This is a genomic window from Actinomadura xylanilytica (genome assembly GCF_030283145.1).
GTDB classification, from domain to species: Bacteria; Actinomycetota; Actinomycetes; order Streptosporangiales; family Streptosporangiaceae; genus Spirillospora; species Spirillospora xylanilytica.
In genome coordinates, this window is sequence record NZ_JASNWE010000001.1 from 50,596 (window position 1) to 69,002 (window position 18,407).

At 74.7% G+C, this 18,407-nt stretch carries 12 protein-coding genes; 4 read left to right on the plus strand and 8 right to left on the minus strand.

From position 1 onward, the window contains the following. Positions 1-27 precede the first annotated feature (27 nt). From QP090_RS00225 to QP090_RS00245, 5 genes are read right to left on the minus strand one after another with little or no spacing between them, the layout of a single operon-like run. Positions 28-1,350, minus strand: coding sequence for a lysine N(6)-hydroxylase/L-ornithine N(5)-oxygenase family protein (locus QP090_RS00225; RefSeq protein WP_285936349.1), 1,323 nt, complete (start codon positions 1,348-1,350; stop codon positions 28-30). Positions 1,351-1,396: 46 nt separating this feature from the next. Continuing rightward, complete coding sequence (locus QP090_RS00230) at positions 1,397-2,311, minus strand: siderophore-interacting protein (RefSeq protein ID WP_285936350.1); 915 nt, start codon at positions 2,309-2,311, stop codon at positions 1,397-1,399. After that, the gene (locus QP090_RS00235; protein WP_285936351.1) at positions 2,308-3,762 is read right to left on the minus strand and encodes a DHA2 family efflux MFS transporter permease subunit; all 1,455 of its coding nucleotides are present in this window, start codon (positions 3,760-3,762) and stop codon (positions 2,308-2,310) included. Before QP090_RS00235 ends, QP090_RS00230 begins: the two co-directional genes overlap by 4 nt. Beyond that, the gene (locus QP090_RS00240; protein WP_285936352.1) at positions 3,759-10,835 is read right to left on the minus strand and encodes an amino acid adenylation domain-containing protein; all 7,077 of its coding nucleotides are present in this window, start codon (positions 10,833-10,835) and stop codon (positions 3,759-3,761) included. Before QP090_RS00240 ends, QP090_RS00235 begins: the two co-directional genes overlap by 4 nt. Next, positions 10,832-11,482 (minus strand): GNAT family N-acetyltransferase, encoded by a 651-nt coding sequence (locus QP090_RS00245; RefSeq protein WP_285936353.1) that lies wholly within the window; start codon positions 11,480-11,482, stop codon positions 10,832-10,834. The genes QP090_RS00240 and QP090_RS00245 overlap by 4 nt, the downstream gene beginning before the upstream one ends. Before the next feature lie 201 nt (positions 11,483-11,683). Between QP090_RS00245 and QP090_RS00250 the strand changes: the two genes are divergently transcribed. Next, on the plus strand, positions 11,684-12,670 hold the full coding sequence (locus QP090_RS00250; RefSeq protein ID WP_285936354.1) for an ABC transporter substrate-binding protein: 987 nt from the start codon (positions 11,684-11,686) through the stop codon (positions 12,668-12,670). A 95-nt stretch (positions 12,671-12,765) separates the two neighbouring features. On the opposite strand, the gene QP090_RS00255 is transcribed toward QP090_RS00250, so the two are convergent. Next, complete coding sequence (locus QP090_RS00255; protein WP_285936355.1) at positions 12,766-13,386, minus strand: RlpA-like double-psi beta-barrel domain-containing protein; 621 nt, start codon at positions 13,384-13,386, stop codon at positions 12,766-12,768. 477 nt (positions 13,387-13,863) lie between these two features. Between QP090_RS00255 and QP090_RS00260 the strand changes: the two genes are divergently transcribed. After that, a complete protein-coding gene (locus QP090_RS00260) occupies positions 13,864-14,901 on the plus strand; it encodes a permease (RefSeq protein WP_285936356.1) in 1,038 nt (345 codons plus the stop codon). After that, the gene (locus QP090_RS00265; RefSeq protein WP_285936357.1) at positions 14,898-15,638 is read left to right on the plus strand and encodes a TIGR03943 family putative permease subunit; all 741 of its coding nucleotides are present in this window, start codon (positions 14,898-14,900) and stop codon (positions 15,636-15,638) included. The genes QP090_RS00260 and QP090_RS00265 overlap by 4 nt, the downstream gene beginning before the upstream one ends. A gap of 60 nt (positions 15,639-15,698) precedes the next feature. Here QP090_RS00265 and QP090_RS00270 read toward each other — a convergent pair whose 3' ends face one another. Continuing rightward, positions 15,699-16,175 carry a hypothetical protein gene (locus QP090_RS00270; protein ID WP_285936358.1) on the minus strand — a complete coding sequence of 159 codons (477 nt, stop codon included), beginning with the start codon at positions 16,173-16,175 and terminating at the stop codon, positions 15,699-15,701. Positions 16,176-16,719: 544 nt separating this feature from the next. Between QP090_RS00270 and QP090_RS00275 the strand changes: the two genes are divergently transcribed. After that, positions 16,720-17,853: a serine hydrolase domain-containing protein gene (locus QP090_RS00275; protein ID WP_285936359.1), complete on the plus strand. Its 1,134-nt coding sequence runs from the start codon at positions 16,720-16,722 to the stop codon at positions 17,851-17,853. A 44-nt stretch (positions 17,854-17,897) separates the two neighbouring features. Here the strand turns inward: QP090_RS00275 and QP090_RS00280 are convergent, their stop codons facing one another. Further along, positions 17,898-18,338, minus strand: a complete 441-nt coding sequence (locus QP090_RS00280; protein ID WP_285936360.1) for a VOC family protein — start codon at positions 18,336-18,338, stop codon at positions 17,898-17,900. Positions 18,339-18,407: the final 69 nt, after the last annotated feature.

The window sequence follows — 18,407 nt, forward strand, 5'->3', positions numbered from 1 at the left end:
TGAGGGCCGGTGAGCTGCTTGCCGCGGTCAGCGGACGGCGGGCGAGGCGGCCGGGCGATGCTCCGGCCTGCGGGCGAGGATGGAGTCGAGGATCTCGCCCGCGCGGACGGCGCCGTTGGACAGCAGCGACGACGTGATCCCGTGCGTGTGCTCCGTGCCGCCCTGCAAGTAGACGCCGGCGGTGACGGACGGGCCGGTGGACACCCGGTAGTCGCGTTCGACCAGCGGGCGCCCCTCCCCGTCGCGGCGGCAGAGGGCGGCGGCGGGGCCGAGGAGGCCGAGGGCGTCGAACGGGCGGTAGCCGGTGGCGCAGACGACGACGTCGGAGTCCAGCACCTCCCGTTCACCGGTGGGCAGGAACTCGTAGGTCGTGCGCGCCCCACCGGGCACCTCGCGGACGTCGAGCACCTTGCAGGCGTTGAGCATCCGCAGGCGCTCCCGGCCCGCGACCCTCTCCTGGTAGGCGCGCCGGTACAGCTCCTCGATGAGGTCGAGGTCCACCACCGAGTAGTTCGTGCCGCGGTGGTGGTCGAACAGCCGCCGCTTGACCTCCTCGGGCGCGCCGTGGAACAGGTCCACCGCCTCCGGGTCGAAGATCCGGTTGGCGAAGGGGCTGTCGTCGGCGGGGCTGTAGCCGTAGCGGGAGAACACCGAGCACACCTCGGCGTCGGGGTGGGTGCGGTGCAGGTACTCGGTGACCTCGGCGGCGCTCTGCCCGGCGCCGATCACCGTCCAGCGCCTCGGGGGCGGGCCGGTGCGCTCGGCGAGCCGGATCAGCAGCCGCTGGTTGTGCCAGACCCGCTCGGACTCGGCGACGCCGGGCGGCAGGCACGGCTGGAGGCCGCCGCCGATCACCAGGTTGCGGGCGCGGACGGCGCGCGGCGTCCCGGCGGCGTCCCGGACGGTGACGGCGAACTCCGCGACCTCGCCGCCCGCGTCCACCGGCTCGACCGCGACGGCCTCGGCGTCGTACCGGACCAGGTGCCCGAGGCGTCCCGCGGCCCAGGAGAAGTAGTCGTGGAACTCGGTGCGGGTCGGGAAGAACGTCTTGTGGTTGATGAAGTCGACCAGCCGGCCCTTGTCCCTCAGGTAGGCCAGGAAGGAGAAGTCGCTGGACGGGTCGCGCATCGTGACCAGGTCCTTCAGGAACGACACCTGCATCGTGGCGCCGTCGATGAGCATGCCGCGGTGCCAGCCGAAGCGCGGCTGCCGCTCGACGAACAGCGCGGTGAGGCGGTCGCCCCGGACGGCCCGCGCGTTGTGGTCCTCCAGGGCGATGGCGAGGGCGAGGTTGGCGGGGCCGAAGCCCACGCCGACGAAGTCGTACGGTCGGTCTCCCGGCTGGGGCACGGACGGCTCCTTCGGTTCGGGGTGTGCGGGAGGACGGGACGGGGGTCTACGCGGGGCCGGCCGCGGCCCTCTCGCGTTCGGCGAGCTCTTCCTTCCCGGCCCGGTAGTAGTCCTGGTCCCGGTCGTTGTCGTGGCGGTCGTGGTAGGCGGTCTCGGTCATGCCGTGCTTCCAGTAGCCGATGGCGAGGAGGTCGCGGCGGTTCAGGCCGAGGTCGTCGCGGGCGTACGAGCGGATCGCGCGGACGGACGCGGACTCCCCCGCCGCCCACACGAACGCGCGCTCGCCGCCGTCCGGCCGGGGCAGCGCGCGGACGGCGTCCTGGAGGAGGGTGGTCGTGCCGGGCCCGGCGCCGTCCTGGAACAGCCAGATCAGCTCGACGCCGGGCGGCGGGGCGAGGTCCTGGATCTCGCCGGGGTCCGGCACCTCGACCAGCACGTGGCCGCGGGCGTGCCGCGGCAGCTCCGCCACGATCGTCCCGATGGCGGGCAGCGCGGTGTGGTCGCCCGCGACGAGATACCGGTCGGCGTCGAGGACGGTCCGGCCGCCGGGGCCGACGACGCCGAGGACGTCGCCCGGCCGCGCGGCGCCGGCCCAGCGGGAGGCCGGACCGCGGTCGCCGTGCAGGACGAAGTCGACGTCGAGCTCGCCCGCGGCCGGGTCGTGCCGGCGGACGGTGTAGGTGCGCATCGCGGGGCGGCGGTGCTCGGGCGGCCAGGTCGTGCGGCCGTCCGGCCCGGCCGCCGGCCACTGCGGGTCGGGGTCGCCGGGCGGCGGGACCAGCACCTTGATGTTGGGACCGGTGCCGAAGCCGGCCAGCTCCGGGCCGCCCAGGGTGATCCGCCGCATCCGCGGGGTGACCGGCGCGGTCCGCAGGACCGTCAGGACTCTGAGCCCGGGCAGCCGCGCGGGTGCCTCGTTCTGCGCCGACATGGGGAACGCCTCCTGTGTGGGGATCGTCATGACCCGGCCGCACGGACCGCCGCGGCGGCGGCCGGGACGGGCGGGCCGATCTTGGTGAGCCGGAACGCCAGCAGCGCGGCGATCACCGCGCAGCCCGCCGCGGCGCCCATGGCCGCCCGGTACGGGACCAGGCCGCCGGCGGAGTGGGCGGCGGCGAGGACGCCCGCGGCCATGGAGACGCCGAGCGCCGACGCCATCTGCCGCTGGGCGTTGTAGAGGGTGGACGCCGCGGCGGTCGCGGCCTTGCCGATGGTGGCGAACGCGGTGACCTGGAGCTGAATGGAGGACTGCCCGACGCAGAACCCCATGGCGAAGTGCAGCGCCCCGATCGCCCACAGCGGCGTGCCGGCGCCGATGAGGTCGGTGGCGGCGATCGCAGCGGCGGCGCCGAGCATGCAGGCGGTGACGACCCGGCCGGCGCCGAAGCGGCGCTGCAGCCGCCCGGCGACCTGCGAGGCGCAGATCAGCCCGACCGCCTTGGGGAAGACCGCGAGCCCGGCGTGCGAGGGCGAGGCGCCCAGACCCTGCTGGAACAGCAGCGTGAACGCGTACCCGGCGGCCATGAACCCGGCGACCAGGAACACCATCGCCGAGCCCGCCGCGCGGAACGTCGCGTCGCGGAACACGGTCAGGTCGACCAGCGGGTGCGCGGTGCGGCGCCCGGCGAGCGCGAACGCCACCACCAGCGCCGCGCCGAGGACGCCGAGGCCGGTCTGCGCCGGGCCCCAGCCGTGCGCGGCGCCCGCGTTCAACGCGTACATCACCAGCCCGGCGCCGGGCGCGATCAGCAGGAAGCCGCGCAGGTCGAAACAGCGCCGGACCCGTTCGGCCGGTCCGGCGAGCGCGAGCGCGCCCGCCACCAGCGCGGCGGCGCCGACCGGCACGTTGATCGCGAACCCCCACCGCCAGGACAGGTGCTCGACCAGGAGCCCGCCGACGACGGGCCCGAGGGTCGGCGCGAGCGCGCCCGGCAGGACGATGGCCCGCGCGAGCCTGATCCGGTCCTCGGGTGGGTAAGCAAGGTAAAGCAGGGTGAGGCCGACGGGTGTCAGCAGCCCGCCGGCCGAGCCCTGCACCACCCGCGCGGCGACCAGCGTGCCGAGCCCGCCGGAGACCCCGCACAGCACGGACGCGGCGGTGAACGCGGCGAGCGCCGCGAGGAACACCCGCTTCGCGCCGAACCGGTCGCTCAGCCACCCCGACAGCGGGATGCAGACCGCGACGCTCACCAGGTAGGCGACGTCGACGGCGCCGGTCGCGGCGGCCGGGACGGCGAACTTGCGGGCGATGGCGGGCAGCGCGAGGTTCACGATGGTGGTGTCCATCCCGACCATGAACACCACGGTCACGTACACCACGCACACGATGAGCCGCCCGCGCGGCGCGGCCTCCTCCGCCCCGCGCCCGTTCTTGTCCGCCCCGCGCGGCGGGGCGCCGCCCGCGTCGCTCACCGGCGGCCCTCACGCAGCCGCGCGCCGACGAGCGCGCCGATCTCGGCGATCGGGCCGGGAAGGGTCATGTCCCGGTGCGCGCAGTCCAGGTCGTGGTTGTCGATCGCGCCGCCGACGTGCGGCTCCCACAGGTGGTGGGTCGGCGCCGTCGCGCCCGGCCCGAGCGCCGCGGGGTCCAGCGCGGCGGTGAAGAACAGCAGGTCGCCGTCGAACCGGCCGAACGCGGCGTCCTTCTCCAGCCGGGCGCTGACCGCGAAGTTGTCGATCATCGCGGCGGGGGTGAAGTCCCTGAGGTTGGCCAGCGCGCTGCCCTCGGCCCGCAGGATCGCCATCACCCGCTCGCGGTCGACGGGCCGGTCCGCGGCGGCCAGGTCGTGGCCGACCATGTACAGCAGCGCGCGGAGCGCGTCCTCCTCGGACGGATGCGTGTCCCACACGCCGCTCGGATAGGAGTCGAGCATCACCACGAGCTCGACCTCCTCGCCCGCGTCCTGGAGCGCGACCGCGACGTGGTGCGCGATGACGCCGCCGAACGACCAGCCGAGCAGCGCGTACGGGCCGTGCGGGCGCACCTTGCGCATCTCGGCGACGTACTCGGCCGTCATCTCCTCGAGGGTCTGCGCGGGGGCGGTCCGCCGGGACAGGTTGCGCGCCTGGACACCGTAGATCGGCACGTCGTGGACGTGCTTCATCAGTCCGGAGAAGCACCAGGCGATGCCGCCCGCCGGATGGAAGCAGAACAGCGGCGTGCCGGTCCCCGAGGTCCGGAACGGGAGGAGGATCTCCAGGGCCTCGCCATCCGCGCCGCTCTCCAGCCGGTCCGCGAGCTCGGCGGGGGTCGGCGCGGCGAACACCGTCCCGACGCTGATCCGCACGCCGAACTCGGCCCGGACCCGGCCGATCAGCCGGGCGGCGAGCAGCGAGTGCCCGCCGAGGTCGAAGAAGGAGTCGTCGATGCCGGCCCGCCGGACGCCGAGCACCTCGGCGTACAGCTCGCACAGCATCTCCTCCTGCCGGTTGCGCGGCCCCCGTCCGGGCGCGGCGGACGCGGCGGGGTCCGGCGCGGGCAGCGCGGCGCGGTCGAGCTTGCCGCTGGGCGTGAGCGGCAGCGCGCCGAGCAGGGTGATCGACGGCGGCACCATGTGCTCGGGCAGCTCCGCCGCGAGGGCCCGCTTCAGCTCCCGTCCGCCCGGCCCGCGCTCGGCGGCGTCCCCGGCGGGCACCACGTAGGCGGCGAGGCGCACGTCGCCGGGGCGGTCCTCCCGGACGACCACCGCCGCGCGCGCGACGCCGTCCTGCCGGGCCAGCACGGTCTCGATCTCGCCGAGCTCGATCCGGAAACCCCGCACCTTGACCTGGTCGTCGGCGCGTCCGGCGAAGTGCAGCGCGCCGTCCCGGGACCAGCGGGCCAGGTCCCCGGTGCGGTACAGGCGGGTGCCGGGCGGCCCGAACGGGTCGGCGACGAACCGCTCGGCGGTCTGCCCGGGGCGGCCGAGGTAGCCGCGCGCGAGGCCGTCGCCCGCGAGGTAGAGCTCCCCGGTGACCCCCGGCGGGACGGGCCGCAGCGCCGCGTCGAGCACGTACGCGCGGGTGCCGGGGTCGGGCCGGCCGATCGGGACGGGCCCGGCCGCGTCCGGGTCGCAGTCCCAGAGGGTGGCGTTGACGGTGGCCTCGGTCGGGCCGTAGGCGTTGACGACCCGGTGCCGCCGCCCCCACCGGGCGGCCAGCTCGGGCGGGACCTTCTCGGCGCCGACGACCAGCGTGGCGCCCTCAGGCAGCTCGACGTCCTCGGGGATCATCGCGAGCAGGGACGGCGGCAGGCCCAGCAGCCCGACGCGGTGGCGGCGGGCGTAGCCCGCGAGCTCGGGCCCTGGGACGCGCAGGTCGGCCGGGCAGATCACCAAGGTGCCGCCCGACAGCAGCGGGATGCACAGCTGCCAGAACGCGGCGTCGAAGCTGAGCGAGGCGAAGTGCAGCACGCGGAGGCCGGGGCGCGCGCCGAGCCGCCGCTCCTGGGTGGCGACCAGGCCGGCGATCCCGGCATGCGTGACGACCACCCCCTTCGGGCGGCCGGTGGACCCGGAGGTGTAGATCACGTACGCGGCGTTGCGCACGGACGCCGGCCCCGGGACGCGGACGTGCGGCTCCGGTTCGGGGACGTCGCCGCCCAGCAGGATCTCGCGGGCGCCGCCCGGCGGGCGGGTCCCCGGGGTGGTGATCACACCGGCCGGGCGGGCGTCCCGGACCATGTGGGCGAGCCGGTCGGCCGGGTAGTCGGGGTCGAGCGGCAGGTAGGCGGCGCCCGTCTTCAGCACCGCCAGCACCGCGACGATCATGTCGATGGAGCGGGGCAGCGCCACCCCGACGAGCTCCTCCGGACCCGCGCCCAGCTCGGCCGCGAGCCGCCGCGCGAGCCGGTCCGCGCGGGCGTCGAGCTGCGCGTAGGTCAGCTCCCGATCGCCGAGGACCACGGCCGTCGCGTCCGGCGACCGCCGCACCTGGGCCTCGAACAGCGCGGGGAACGTGGCGGGCGGCGTGCCGTGGGCGGTGTCGTTCCAGTCGCGCAGGAGGGTGCGGCGCTCGTCGGCGCCGAGCACGTCCAGCTCGGTGATCGGACGGCCGGGGTCCGCGGCGGCGGCCTCCAGCAGCCGCACCAGCCGGGCGGCGAGCGCCTCCACGGTGGCGCGGTCGAACAGGTCGGTGCGGTACTCCACCACGCCGTCGACGCCGTCCCGCCCCGCGTGCTCGGCGAGGCGGAACGCCAGGTCGAACTTGGCGGCGCCGGTCGGGACGGTCGTGACCTCGGCGGTCAGGCCGCCGGGCAGCCCGGGCCGGGCGCCCTGGTCGTTCCAGTAGGTGAGCATGACCTGGAACAGCGGGTGCCGGGTGAGGGACCGCGGCGGGCGCAGCGCCTCCACGAGCCGTTCGAACGGCAGGTCCTGGTGCTCGAAGGCGGCCAGGTCGGTCTCGCGGACCCGGCCGAGCAGCTCGGCGAAACCGGGCCCTCCGGAGGTGTCGGTCCGCAGCACCAGGGAGTTGACGAAGCAGCCGACCAGTGCGTCGAGCGCGTCGTCGGTCCGTCCGGCGGCGGGCGTGCCGATCGGGACATCGGTCCCGGCGCCGAGGCGGGTGAGCAGCGCGGCGATGCCCGCCTGCACGGTCATGAACAGGCTGGCGTGCGCGTCCCGGGCCAGCGCGGCGAGCGCCCGGTGCAGCGCCGGCCCGAGGGTGAACGGGACGACGTCGCCCCGGTGGCCGGGCACCGCGGGCCGGGGCCGGTCCGCGGGGAGGTCGAGTTCGACCGGCAGGTCCCGGAGGGTGTCCTCCCAGTGGGCGAGCTGCCGTCCGGCGAGCGAGCCGGGGTCGGCGTCGTCGCCCAGCAGGTCCCGCTGCCACAGCGTGTAGTCGGCGTACTGCACGGGCAGCGGCGCCCAGCCGGGCTCGCGCCCGTCGCGGCGGGCCGTGTAGGCGGTGGCGAGGTCGTCGATCAGGCGGTTCTGCGACCACTCGTCCCCCGCGATGTGGTGCAGGAGGAGGAGCAGGACGTGAGCGTCCGGGCCGGTCCGCAGCAGGGTGGCCCTGATCGGCGGCTCGGCGGCCAGGTCGAACGCGTACCGGGCGGCCTCGGCGAGGTCCTCTTCAATGGCGGCACGGTGCAGGACGGGCTCCACAGCGGGGAGCACCCGCTGGTACGGGGTGCCGTCGTCGTCGGGGAAGAGCGTCCGCAGGCTCTCGTGCCGCGCCAGGAGGTCGCCGAGCGCGCCGTGGAGCGCCGCGCCGTCCAGGGGGCCGGTCAGGCGGAGCGCGATCGGGACGTTGTAGGCGGTCCGGTCGCCGGTCTGGTGCAGGAACCACAGGCCGCGCTGCGCCGACGACAGCGGGACCCGGCCGGGACGCGGCGCCGGGGCGAGCCGGGGCCGGCCGGAGGTCCCGGCGCCGAGCGCCGCGGCGGTCCCCGCGACGGTCGGCGCCTCGAACACCGTCCGGATGCCGAGCTCGGCCCCCAGCACCGCGCGGACCCGGCCCACCAGCCGGGCGGCCAGCAGCGAGTCGCCGCCGAGGTCGAAGAACCCGTCGTCCACGCCCACCGACGGCAGGCCGAGGACCTCGGCGAACAGCCCGCACAGCGCCTCCTCGCGCGCCGTGCGGGGCGCCGCGCCGGCGACGGCCGCCGCGAGGTCGGGCGCGGGCAGCGCCCGCCGGTCGAGCTTGCCGTTGACGGTCAGCGGCAGCGCCTCCACCGGCACGACCGCCGCGGGGACCAGGTGGGCGGGCAGCCGTTCGGCCAGGTACCCGCGCAGCTCCGCCGCGACCGGCCCCGCGCCCGCCGCGTAGGCGACCAGGCGGCGGTCGCCGGGACGGTCCTCGCGGACGATCACCGCGGCGCCGGTGACGGCGGGATGGGCGGCCAGGGCGGCCTCGATCTCGCCCGGCTCCACCCGGAACCCGCGGATCTTGACCTGGTCGTCGGCGCGGCCCCGGAACTCCAGGTCGCCGTCCGCCGTCCGGCGGGCGAGGTCGCCGGTGCGGTACATCCGGGAGCCGGGCGGGCCGTACGGGTCGGCGACGAACCGCTCCGCGGTCAGGCCGGGCCGTCCCAGGTACCCGTGGGCCAGGCCCTCGCCCGCGACGTACATCTCGGCCGTCCGGCCGGGCTCGACGGGTTGCAGCGCCCCGTCCAGCAGCAGGACCCGCAGGTCGGAGAGGGGACGGCCGATGCCGCCGCCCGCGCCGGGGCCGCCGGGGGCCGCGTCGGCGTGGGTCACGTGCACCGTGGTCTCGGTGATCCCGTACATGTTGACCAGGTGCGGGGCGCCCGCCGGGTGCCGCTCGTGCCACTCGGCCAGCCGCCCGTGGTCGAGCGCCTCGCCGCCGAAGACGACGTGGCGGAGCGCGGACAGGTCGTGCCGCCCCAGCTCGTCCCGGTCGGCGCGCATGAGCTGGTAGAACGCCGAAGGCGTCTGGTTGAGAACGGTCACCCGCTCATCGGCGAGCAGCCGCAGGAACGCGCCGGGCGAACGGCTGGTCTCGTGCGGGACGACGACGAGCCGCCCGCCGTGCAGCAGCGCGCCCCACAGCTCCCACACCGAGAAGTCGAACGCGTAGGAGTGGAACAGCGTCCACACGTCCCGGGCGGTGAACCCGAACCGGTCGGCGGTCGCGGTGAAGAGCCGGACGACGTTGCGGTGCGGCACCACGACGCCCTTCGGCGCGCCGGTCGAGCCGGACGTGTAGATCACGTACGCGGGAAGCCCGGGCGACGGGGCGCGGCCGAGGTCACCGGCCGGGTAGGCGTCCAGGGCCTCCAGCGTGCCGGGCGTGACCGTGCAGACGGGCCGGGCGTCGCCCAGCGTGGCGGCGATCCGTCCGGCGGGGTAGGCGGGGTCGATCGGCACGTACGCCGCACCGGTCTTGAGGACCGCCAGGATCGCGACCACCAGGTCCGCGGAGCGCGGCAGGGTGAGCGCGACGAGGCCGCCGGGGCCCGCGCCGCGCTCGGCCAGGAGGCGGGCGAGCCGGTTGGCGGCGGCGTTCAGCTCCGCGTAGGTCAGCTCCGTGGAGGTCCGGTCCGTGGAGGTCAGGTCCGGGCCGTCCGGGACGGTCACGGCGACGGCGTCCGGTGAGACGGCGGCCTGCCGCTCGAAGATCTGGGTGAGGCTCTCGCCCGGCGCCTCGGGACGGTGCGCCTGGGGACGGTCTCCGTCTGGACCCGCGGGCAGGACGGCGCGGCGGGTCGCCTCGTCGAGGAGGCCGAGCCGTCCGACCGGCCGGTCCGGGCCGCCCTCGGCGAACGCGTCCAGCAGCGCGGTCAGGCTCCGCACGTGCTCGGCGAGGTCGCCGGGCCCGTACAGGCGGGGGTTGGCGTCCAGCTCGAAGGGCGGCCCGCCCTGGTCGGCCCCTCCCCTGGCGCCGAGTCCGCGGACGGTGAGGGTCAGGTCGTCGACCGGCCCGGCCGACAGGTGGCGGGTGGTCGCCGGGCAGCCGGCGAAGCTCAGCGACGGGGTGAACGGCTTGATGTTGACCAGCGGCCCGGTCAGCCGCCGCCGCCCGCCGAGCAGCCGCAGGTCGCGGCGCAGATCCTCGCCCTGGTAGCGGCCGTGCCGGCGGGCCTCGCGCAGCCTCGCCGCCACCTGGGCGACGAGTTCCCCGGCGGTCGTGCCGGGCCGGACGTCCAACCGGAGCGGGACGACGTTGACGACCATGCCGGGCACCCGCGCGGCGGCCGTGCCGAGCCGTCCCATGAGCGGCAGGCCGAGCACCACGTCGCGGGTCCCGGTCCGGCGGTGCAGGTAGGCCGCCGCGCCGGCGATCACGGCTTCGGGCCACGTCGCCCGGGCCTCCTTGGCGAGGACGGTCAGGCCGGCCGCCGGGATCAGGCCGGTGCGGCGGAGGAAACCGGGCGCGGGCACCGGGGCGCCCTCCGCCAGCCCGACCGCCTCGGGGGCGTCCGCGAACCGTCCCGTCCAGTAGGCCCGGTCGGCGGCACGGCGATCGGAGGCCCGGTAAACGGCCTCGTCCTCGACCAGCGTGCGCAGCGGCAGGAACGGGCTCACGCCCGGCTCGCGCCCCTCGGCCAGGGCCGTGCAGGTCTCGGCGACGCGCCGCGCGACCTGCGCGAAGCCGTAGCCGTCCATGACGACGTGGTGGCAGCGCATGTACCAGAAGGACCGCTCCGGCCCCGCGGTGATCAGCGCCTGGGTGAACAGCGGGCCGGAGCCCGGCGGCACCGGGCGGGCCAGGTCGCCGCGCATCCACTCCTCGGCGGCGGCGCGCGGAGCGGGGGCGGCGCCCACCTCGAGGCGGTGCAGCGGCCACGCCCCCGGTTCGACCGCCTGCCACGGCCCGTCGGGCCCGTCCCCGATCGTGACGTTCAGCGCGTCGATCTCGGCGACGGCCAGGCGCAGCGCGCGCTCGAAGAGGGCAGGGTCCACCGGCCCGTGGATCTCCACGTACTCGCCGGTGTTGTAGGCCGGGCTGGACGGATCGAGCCGCTGCGCGTACCAGACCCCCGCCTGCGCGCCCGTGAGCGGCATCGCGCCCGGGGGACGGGGCATCGCTGCCGGATCGGTCATGCGGGCAGGCTCGGCACGTCGGCCTCGGTCCGCGGCCAGATGAACAGCGCGGCCCGCTTGTGCGGAAGGTCGACCTCGCCGAGGAACCGCAGGCCGAGCTTGGTGTCCACGCGGCGGGCCGCCTGGTTGGACGCGTCCGGCTCGGAGACGATCCGGGCGCACTCGGGCTCGGCCGCGAACACCCCGTCGATGAACGCGCGGAAGATCCGGACGGCGAGGCCGCGGCCGACGCCGTCGGTCTCGCCGATGGCGATGTGGAAGCCCACGTCGTGGGCGCGGGCCGGGTAGGTCTCGGCGACCACGTCGCGGGCGGCGCGGTAGAGCTCGACGTAGGCGACCGGGCGGCCGTCGAACTCGACGATGAACGGGCGGGCGTAGTCGCCGGCGAGCTGCCCGCCGATCTCGGCGGCCCAGCGCTCCCGGGTCCACGCCTGGTCGTAGCCGGCCGCGACGTGCGGCAGGTTCATCCAGCGGTGCACCAGGTCGAGGTCGGCGCCGTCCGGCAGCGCGATCCGGGCTCTGAACGGGGCGGCGAGATCGGGCACCGGCGGCGGGCCGGCGGCCAGGACCGCCGGGCCGAGCCCTTCGCGGATCTCGCGGGTGTACTCGCCGGTCCGCGGTCCCGGTGCGCTGCCAGAGCTGGGCACGTCGCCTCCTGAAGATCAGTAGGTTAGGCAAGCCTAAGCTAACTTGACTTAGGCAAGGCTCAGCTAAGCACCGTCACTCCGGACGGTCAACGCCGCACCGGCCGAACCCGAGCGAGAGCGATCCAGGACACATCGGAGTGACAAGTTAGGTGAGGCTAACCTAAAACCCCCCTCGCCACGTGTCGTCCGACAGGAGCTCCGATGTCGTCCACCATCCCCCCGCCCAGCGCCTGCGCCCGCCGCCGGATCGCCGTCCTCGCGGCCGGGCTGCTCGCCCTCACCCTGGGCCTCACCGCCTGCGGGGACGGGGACGGCGGCGCGAGCGGCGGCGGCGAGACCCGCACGGTCGTCGACGCCACCGGCGCGAAGGTCGAGGTGCCCGCCGCGCCCAAGCGGGTCGTCGCACTGAACGAGACCGACCTCGACTCGGCGCTGGCGCTCGGCGTGCAGCCGGTCGGCGTCACCAACGGTCGCTTCGCCAAGGACGTCCCGGGCTACCTCAAGACCAGGCTGACCGGCGATTACAAGATCGTCGGCGACCTCGGCACGCCGGTGCTGGAGAAGGTGGCGCAGGCCCGGCCGGACCTGATCCTGGCCGGGTTCATCGCCGACCAGAAGGTGATCGAGCAGCTCAGAAAGATCACCCCGGCCACCGTGCTGACCACGAAGATGACCGAGGACTGGAAGGCGACCTTCACTCGCACCGCCGAGGTGCTGGGCAAACCGGCGCAGGGCGGGACGGTCCTGGCCGGCTACGACGCCCGGGTCAAGAAGGTCAAGGAGGGGCTCGGGGCCGCCGCGGGCGCCACGGTCAGCATCGTCCGCTGGAACGCCACCGGCCCGAGCTACATGCTCAAGGACCACTTCTCCAGTCTGGTGATCCGCGACCTCGGCCTGAACCGGCCGGCCGGGCAGCTCACCCCCGCCGGCTTCTCCCCGAGCGACGCGCTCAGCCTGGAGAACCTCACGACGCTGGACGGCGACTGGATGTTCCTCGGCACGCTCAACCCCGACTCGGACGCCGCGCTCGCCGAGGCCAGGAAGATCCCCGCCTTCACCGACCTGGGCGTCGTCCGGGCCGGCCACGTGGTCAACGTGGACGGCGCGATCTGGACCTCCCGGGGCGGCCCGGCCGCCGCGGGCAGCGTCCTCGGCGACGTCGAGAAGGCCCTCGCGCCGCGGCGGTAGGGCGCACGGCGAAACGGGGACGCCCCGGCGATCATCTCGATCGCCGGGGCGTCCCCGTTCCTGTGCGGCGCTTCCCGAAGTGGGCGGCCTCTGGGTCACAGGGGCTTGGGAGCACCCTTCGTACCCGGGCCGGAGCCCCACTTGAGGACCTCGTACTTGACGCCGTTGATGTGGCCCTCACCCGTGCCCGCGTTGTACTTGCTGTCCGGCTTCTTGCCGTCCAGAAGGTAACGGAAGGTGTAGGTGTCCAGGTCCAGCATCACGCCATTGTGGGAAGGCGTTCCAGGCCCACGGTCACCGATGAAGCCGGTGACGCTGCGGCCGTTGGCGGTCACCTTGACCTTGGTGTGCATCGGCCAGCTCGGGCTGGCGAACAGGCCCTTCTGCATCGGCTTGCCGCCGGCCGGAGCACCGGTGTCGCCGTTGACGCCGGAACCGTCGTCCCAGAAGTAGGACGCCTTGGTCTTGCCACTGATGATCGCCTTGCTGCTCTTGGCGGTCTTCTTCTTGTCAGTGGCCTTCTTCTGCGCGGTCTGGCCCTTCTGGGGGGCCTTCTTCGGCGCCGACTGCTCGGCGGCGAGCTGCTGCTGCGCGGGCAGCTTCATCTGCTCGGGGGCGGAGTCGTTGCTGGCAGCGGCCACGCCGGCCGCCATCATGCCGGCCAGACAAGTGCCGGTCACCGCGGTCAGGGCAACATTGATCGCGCGCTGGTGCATGAGAATCCTTTGTTCGGCGGACAGGACTGCCGTTTCGCACCGGACGAGGGATCCGTACGGGCTGGGGAAACGGCACCGAGGCTCGAGCTCGGGATATGACCGTCGCGATAGGACCCGCGGTAATGGACGCACATGGGCGATCCACGTTCGCGCCTGGCGAGGCGGGGCCGGCTTTTGCGACCACGCGCGTGACGCGAACTGATGGAGCGGGAGAATGCCGACCGGTGGCTCAGAGGCCCGACCCGGGGCGACCGTTGCATGGACGGCCGCTGTTCGGCGGGGGGCCCGCCTGGAGGGCGGGGCACGACGGCTATGTGATGGCCAGGTCAATCACTGACCTCAACCTGGTGTCGACTATATACGCCGATGCCATGACTTGGCCAAGATACGGCTTTCTTTACCTTTCGGCAGGTAGATCTTTTAGTGCCGGACTTGGCCTTTCGATCGGCTCAGCACGCCACATCCCTTTGTGGCACGATGATCCGCATGATCGATCCCGCCGGTCCCCGGACGGCCGACGAGGACCTGCTCCCACCCCTCGGCTGGGCGCCCCGCCGCACCCCCGCCCCCGGAGCCAGGGCCGTCCGGACGTTCGGCGCACTGGCCGCCGTGGTCGTCCTCGGCCGCCTCTGGGCCGCGCCCGCGCTCGGTCCCCGCGCCCTGGACGCCTGGACCACCGTCTTCGTGGCGATCTGCGTGCAGGCCCTGCCGTTCCTGGTCTTCGGAGTGGCGCTGTCGGCCGCCATCACCGTGTTCGTCCCGCCGTCCTTCTGGCGCCGCGCGCTGCCCGCCCGCCCCGGGGCCGCCGTGCCCGTCGCCGGGGCCCTGGGGGCGGTGCTGCCCGGCTGCGAGTGCGCCTCGGTGCCGGTCGCGGGCGGCCTGATGGCCCGCGGGGTGGCCCCCGCGGCGGCCTTGACCTTCCTGCTGGCCGCCCCGGCGGTGAACCCGGTGGTGCTGGTGGCCACGGCCGTGGCGTTCCCGGGGGCGCCGGAGATGGTGGCCGCCAGGTTCGGCGCGTCCCTGCTGGTCGCGGTGCTGGCGGGCTGGACCTGGGCGCTGCTCGGCAAGAACGAGTGGATCAGGGTCCCCGCCCGGCCGGACCCCGCGGGCGGCGGGCGCGCGGAGGCGTTCCGCCAGGCGATGCGGCACGACATCATGCACGCCGGCGGCTTCCTGGTGGTCGGCGCGCTGGCCGCGGCCACGATCAGCGTCGCGCTGCCCGCCGCCTGGGTGGCCGGCGTCGCGGGCGTCCCCTGGGCCGGAGTGCTCACCCTGGCGTTCCTGGCGGTGCTGATGTCGATCTGCTCGGAGGCCGACGCGTTCGTCGCGGCCGGTCTGACCCAGTTCTCCCCCACCGCGCGGCTGGCGTTCCTGGTCGTCGGGCCGATGGTCGACCTCAAGCTGATCGCGCTTCAGGCGGGGTTCTTCGGCCGCCGCTTCGCCGTCAGGTTCGTCCCGCTGACCTTCGTCCTCGCGGTGGGCGTCAGCGTCGCGGCGGGCGCGGTGCTGCTGTGACGCGGGCCGCGCAGAACCTGCTGCTGATCACGATCGGCGCGGCGGTGCTCTGGATCACCCTGGCCGGCGGCGAGTACCTCAACTACGTCAAGCCCGGGTTCGGCTACCTGCTGGTTCCGGCGGGGGCGGCGCTCATCGTCCTCGGGGCGGCCGGCCTGCGCCGCGACTGGCGGGACGAGGAGGCCGCGGACCCCTCCGGCCATGATCATGATCACGGGCATGACCACGGGCGGGGGCCCGGGACGGCCTGGCTGCTGTGCCTGCCCGTCCTGGCGATCTTCCTGATCGCTCCTCCGGCGCTGGGCTCGTTCACCGCCGCCCGCGACGCCGGCCGGGCCGCGCCTCCCCCGGCCCCGCCGGGCCACGGATTTCGGCCGCTGCCCCGCACCGGCGGCCCCGTGGCCATGACCATGGGCGAGTTCATCGGACGCTCGTACCTGGCGCAGACGGGCGACGCCTCGACGCTGGCGGGCGTCCCGGTCCGCCTCACCGGCTTCGTGACCCCCCGCGCACGCGGCGGCTGGGAGATCACCCGGCTGAAGATGGCCTGCTGCGCGGGCGACGCGATCCCGTTCCCGGTGATCGTCCGCGGCCTGCCGAGTCCTCCGGCCGACGCCTGGGTCCAGGTCGTCGGAACGTGGCGGCCCCCCGCGTCGGGCAGGCCCGCGACGGGCGTCCACGAACTGCAAGGCGTCTCGGTCCAGCGGATCGGGAAGCCCCGTACGCCCTACGAGTAGCGCCACGTCACCGCGTGCGAGGGGCCCAGCGGAACCGGCCGCCCCGCGCGCCGACCTTGATCAGCGCGTGGGGAAGGACGTCGGCAGCAGCGGGGCCGCGGGGAACATCGGCGCGCCGGTGCCCGGCGGCTCGGTGTAGTACGGCGGCTCGGCGTAGTACGGCGGCGCCGGAGGCTCGGCGAACCGGGGTCCCGCCGGCACCATGGGCGCCTGCTGGGGCGGCATCGGCGGCTGCTGCTGCCGCACCGGAGGTGCGGGGGGCGCGGGAGGCGGCGGCACGTGCGAGCCGTCGGCCCGCCGGGGCTCGACCGGCGGCGCGGTCGTGTGCTCCGCTCTCCGCTCCCCGAGCACCGCCATCAGCGCCCGGGCGGTGTCGGCGTCCATCCGCAGCAGGACGCTGGGCGTCCCCGACGGGTCGACGAAGGGGGAGACCGACGGTGCTGCTGCCTGCGGCGGCAGGGCCGCCCGCATCTCCTCGCGGAGCTCGTGAGCAAGCCGCAGCGCCTGTCGGTCGCTGTCGTTCAAGTGTGCGGTCATCGCGATCTCCGGGGAGTTCACGTGCGGGGGTCCGGGGTAATCCTGCTAGGAATAGCGTGCAGGTGCAAGAGCTGATGCACGTGCATATCGCAGAATAATCACCCGTATCCCCCGCCCGTGTCGCTCGTTGCGCACCTGCCGCCCCAGCGGGCGGAGGCCCGCCACAGTCCCTGATTCCTGGGCTCCAGAGGGCTGGACGCCGACCGGACGGTCCCGGTCGACCGCGCTCGCCGACCAGGTGGGGACGTACGCCCTGACGATCCGTTCATCCCCCGCTACTCAGGTGCCACCGGCCCCGCCGCCCCAGTCCCGCCCGCCACTGCGGCCGCTGAATCCCGGCAGGGACGGCCGTTGCGGGCGTGGACGGGCGGGGTCACGCCCCGATCGCGCCAGATGAGATCTTCGCCACGGGGCCGCGGCGTATCGCCGTCCACCCCCCGGGCCGCACCAGATCGCCCCGGATCGTCCCGTTCAGCACCGGCCGAGCCCGGCGGACCGTTACCGTCTTCTTCTAGAACGGTATTCGGAACGAGGGGACGGCCCAGTGATCGACGGAACCTGCGACCCGCGCTTCGCCCCGGTGCGCGAGGCGTTCGCCGACAACTTCGCCCACCGGGACGAACGGGGCGCCGCAGTGTGCGTGACCGTCGGCGGACGCGTCGTCGCCGACCTGTGGGGCGGCCGTGCCGCCGAGGGCCGTCCCTGGGAGCCGGACACGCTCGTCAACGTCTTCTCCATCGGCAAGGGGCTCACCGCCCTCGTGACCGCCCGGCTGATGGACGACGGGCGACTCGACGCGGACGCCCCCGTCGCCCGCTACTGGCCGGAGTTCGAAAAGGCCGGGAAAGAGGGCGTGACCGTAGGGCACCTGCTCAGCCACCAGGCAGGGCTGCCCGCGCTGCGGCGGCGGATGCCTCCAGGCGCGATGCTCGACCGGTCCGTGATGACCGCAGCGCTGGCGGAGCAGGAGCCGTGGTGGCCGCCGGGGACGGCGCACGGTTATCACGTCAACACGTTCGGGTTCCTGGTGGGCGAGGTCGTCCACCGCGCGACCGGACGAACCGTGGGCGAACTGCTGCGGGAGGAAGTGGCCCGTCCGCTGGACGCCGACGTGCACATCGGCTTGCCCGCCTCCGAACACCGCCGCGTCGCCGAGTTCGCCTGGCACGAGGCCCCTCCAGAGGACGACCTGTCAGCCAGCATGGACGAGGAACGGCTCATGGAGTACAACGCCTACTTCAACCCGGGTGGCCTGTCCGGAATGGGAGTTATCAACACGGCCGCTTGGAGGGAGGCCGAGATCCCCTCTACCAACGCGCACGCGACCGCCCGGGGTGTAGCGCGCGTCTACAGCGCACTCGCCGCAGGAGGCGCGCTGGGCGGAGTAAGGGTGGTCGGCGCGGACGCACTCGCCGCGGCCACCACCGAGCAGTCGTCCGGACGGGACCGGGTGCTGCACCGGCCGTCGCGTTTCGGCCTGGGCTTCCAGCTCACCCAGCCGGAACGGCCGCTCGGCCCCGATCCGCGGGCGTTCGGCCACTTCGGCGCCGGCGGCTCGCTCGGCTTCTGCGATCCCGGCGCCGGAGTGGCGTTCGGGTATGTGATGAACGAGATGGGGCCGCGCTGGCAGAACCCCCGCAACCGGGCCCTTGTGGACGCCGTCTACGCATCCCTCTGAGGCTCCCCCGCCCCTCGGGCTCCGGCTCCCTGCCCTCGCCGTTCCTAGGAACGGGCGTTGATCGTCAGGGTGCCGTCGGCGCCGATGGTGAAGCCGGGATTGTGGCAGACCTCCCAGCGGAAGCCCGCGGGGTCGGCGAAATAGGCGTGGAAGCCGCCGAAGTCGGTGGCCCGCGGCTCCTTGAGGATCACCGCCCCCGCGGCCCGCGCGGTCTCCACCGCCTGGAGGACCTCGTCGTCGGAGTTGACGTTGTAGGCCAGCGACATGCCGGCCGGGCCCGCGCCCGGCGTCCCGCCAGGGCCGATGTCGGCCTCCAGGTCGTCCGCGCCGAACAAGCCCAGCAGCAGGCCGGGCGCGAGCGGGATGAAGACGATCTCACCCTCGACCTCGACGGCCGGCTCCCAGCCCAGGCCCTCGACGTAGAAGCGGCGCGCGGCGGCCAGGTCCGGCATGCCGAGCGTGATCAGGTTGACCTGCGGGCGCATCCTGTCGTCCCCCCTCGATAGCGTCGCGTCATCAGGTCTTCCCCGGTTCGCGGCCGGGGCATCCACGAA

Coding starts and splice junctions, on each gene's coding strand:
- QP090_RS00270 (WP_285936358.1), bottom strand. CDS start 16,175: ATGACCGCACACTTGAACGACAGCGACCGACAGGCGCTGCGGCTTGCT.
- QP090_RS00260 (WP_285936356.1), top strand. CDS start 13,864: ATGATCCGCATGATCGATCCCGCCGGTCCCCGGACGGCCGACGAGGAC.
- QP090_RS00240 (WP_285936352.1), bottom strand. CDS start 10,835: ATGACCGATCCGGCAGCGATGCCCCGTCCCCCGGGCGCGATGCCGCTC.
- QP090_RS00255 (WP_285936355.1), bottom strand. CDS start 13,386: ATGCACCAGCGCGCGATCAATGTTGCCCTGACCGCGGTGACCGGCACT.
- QP090_RS00230 (WP_285936350.1), bottom strand. CDS start 2,311: ATGACGATCCCCACACAGGAGGCGTTCCCCATGTCGGCGCAGAACGAG.
- QP090_RS00280 (WP_285936360.1), bottom strand. CDS start 18,338: ATGCGCCCGCAGGTCAACCTGATCACGCTCGGCATGCCGGACCTGGCC.
- QP090_RS00250 (WP_285936354.1), top strand. CDS start 11,684: ATGTCGTCCACCATCCCCCCGCCCAGCGCCTGCGCCCGCCGCCGGATC.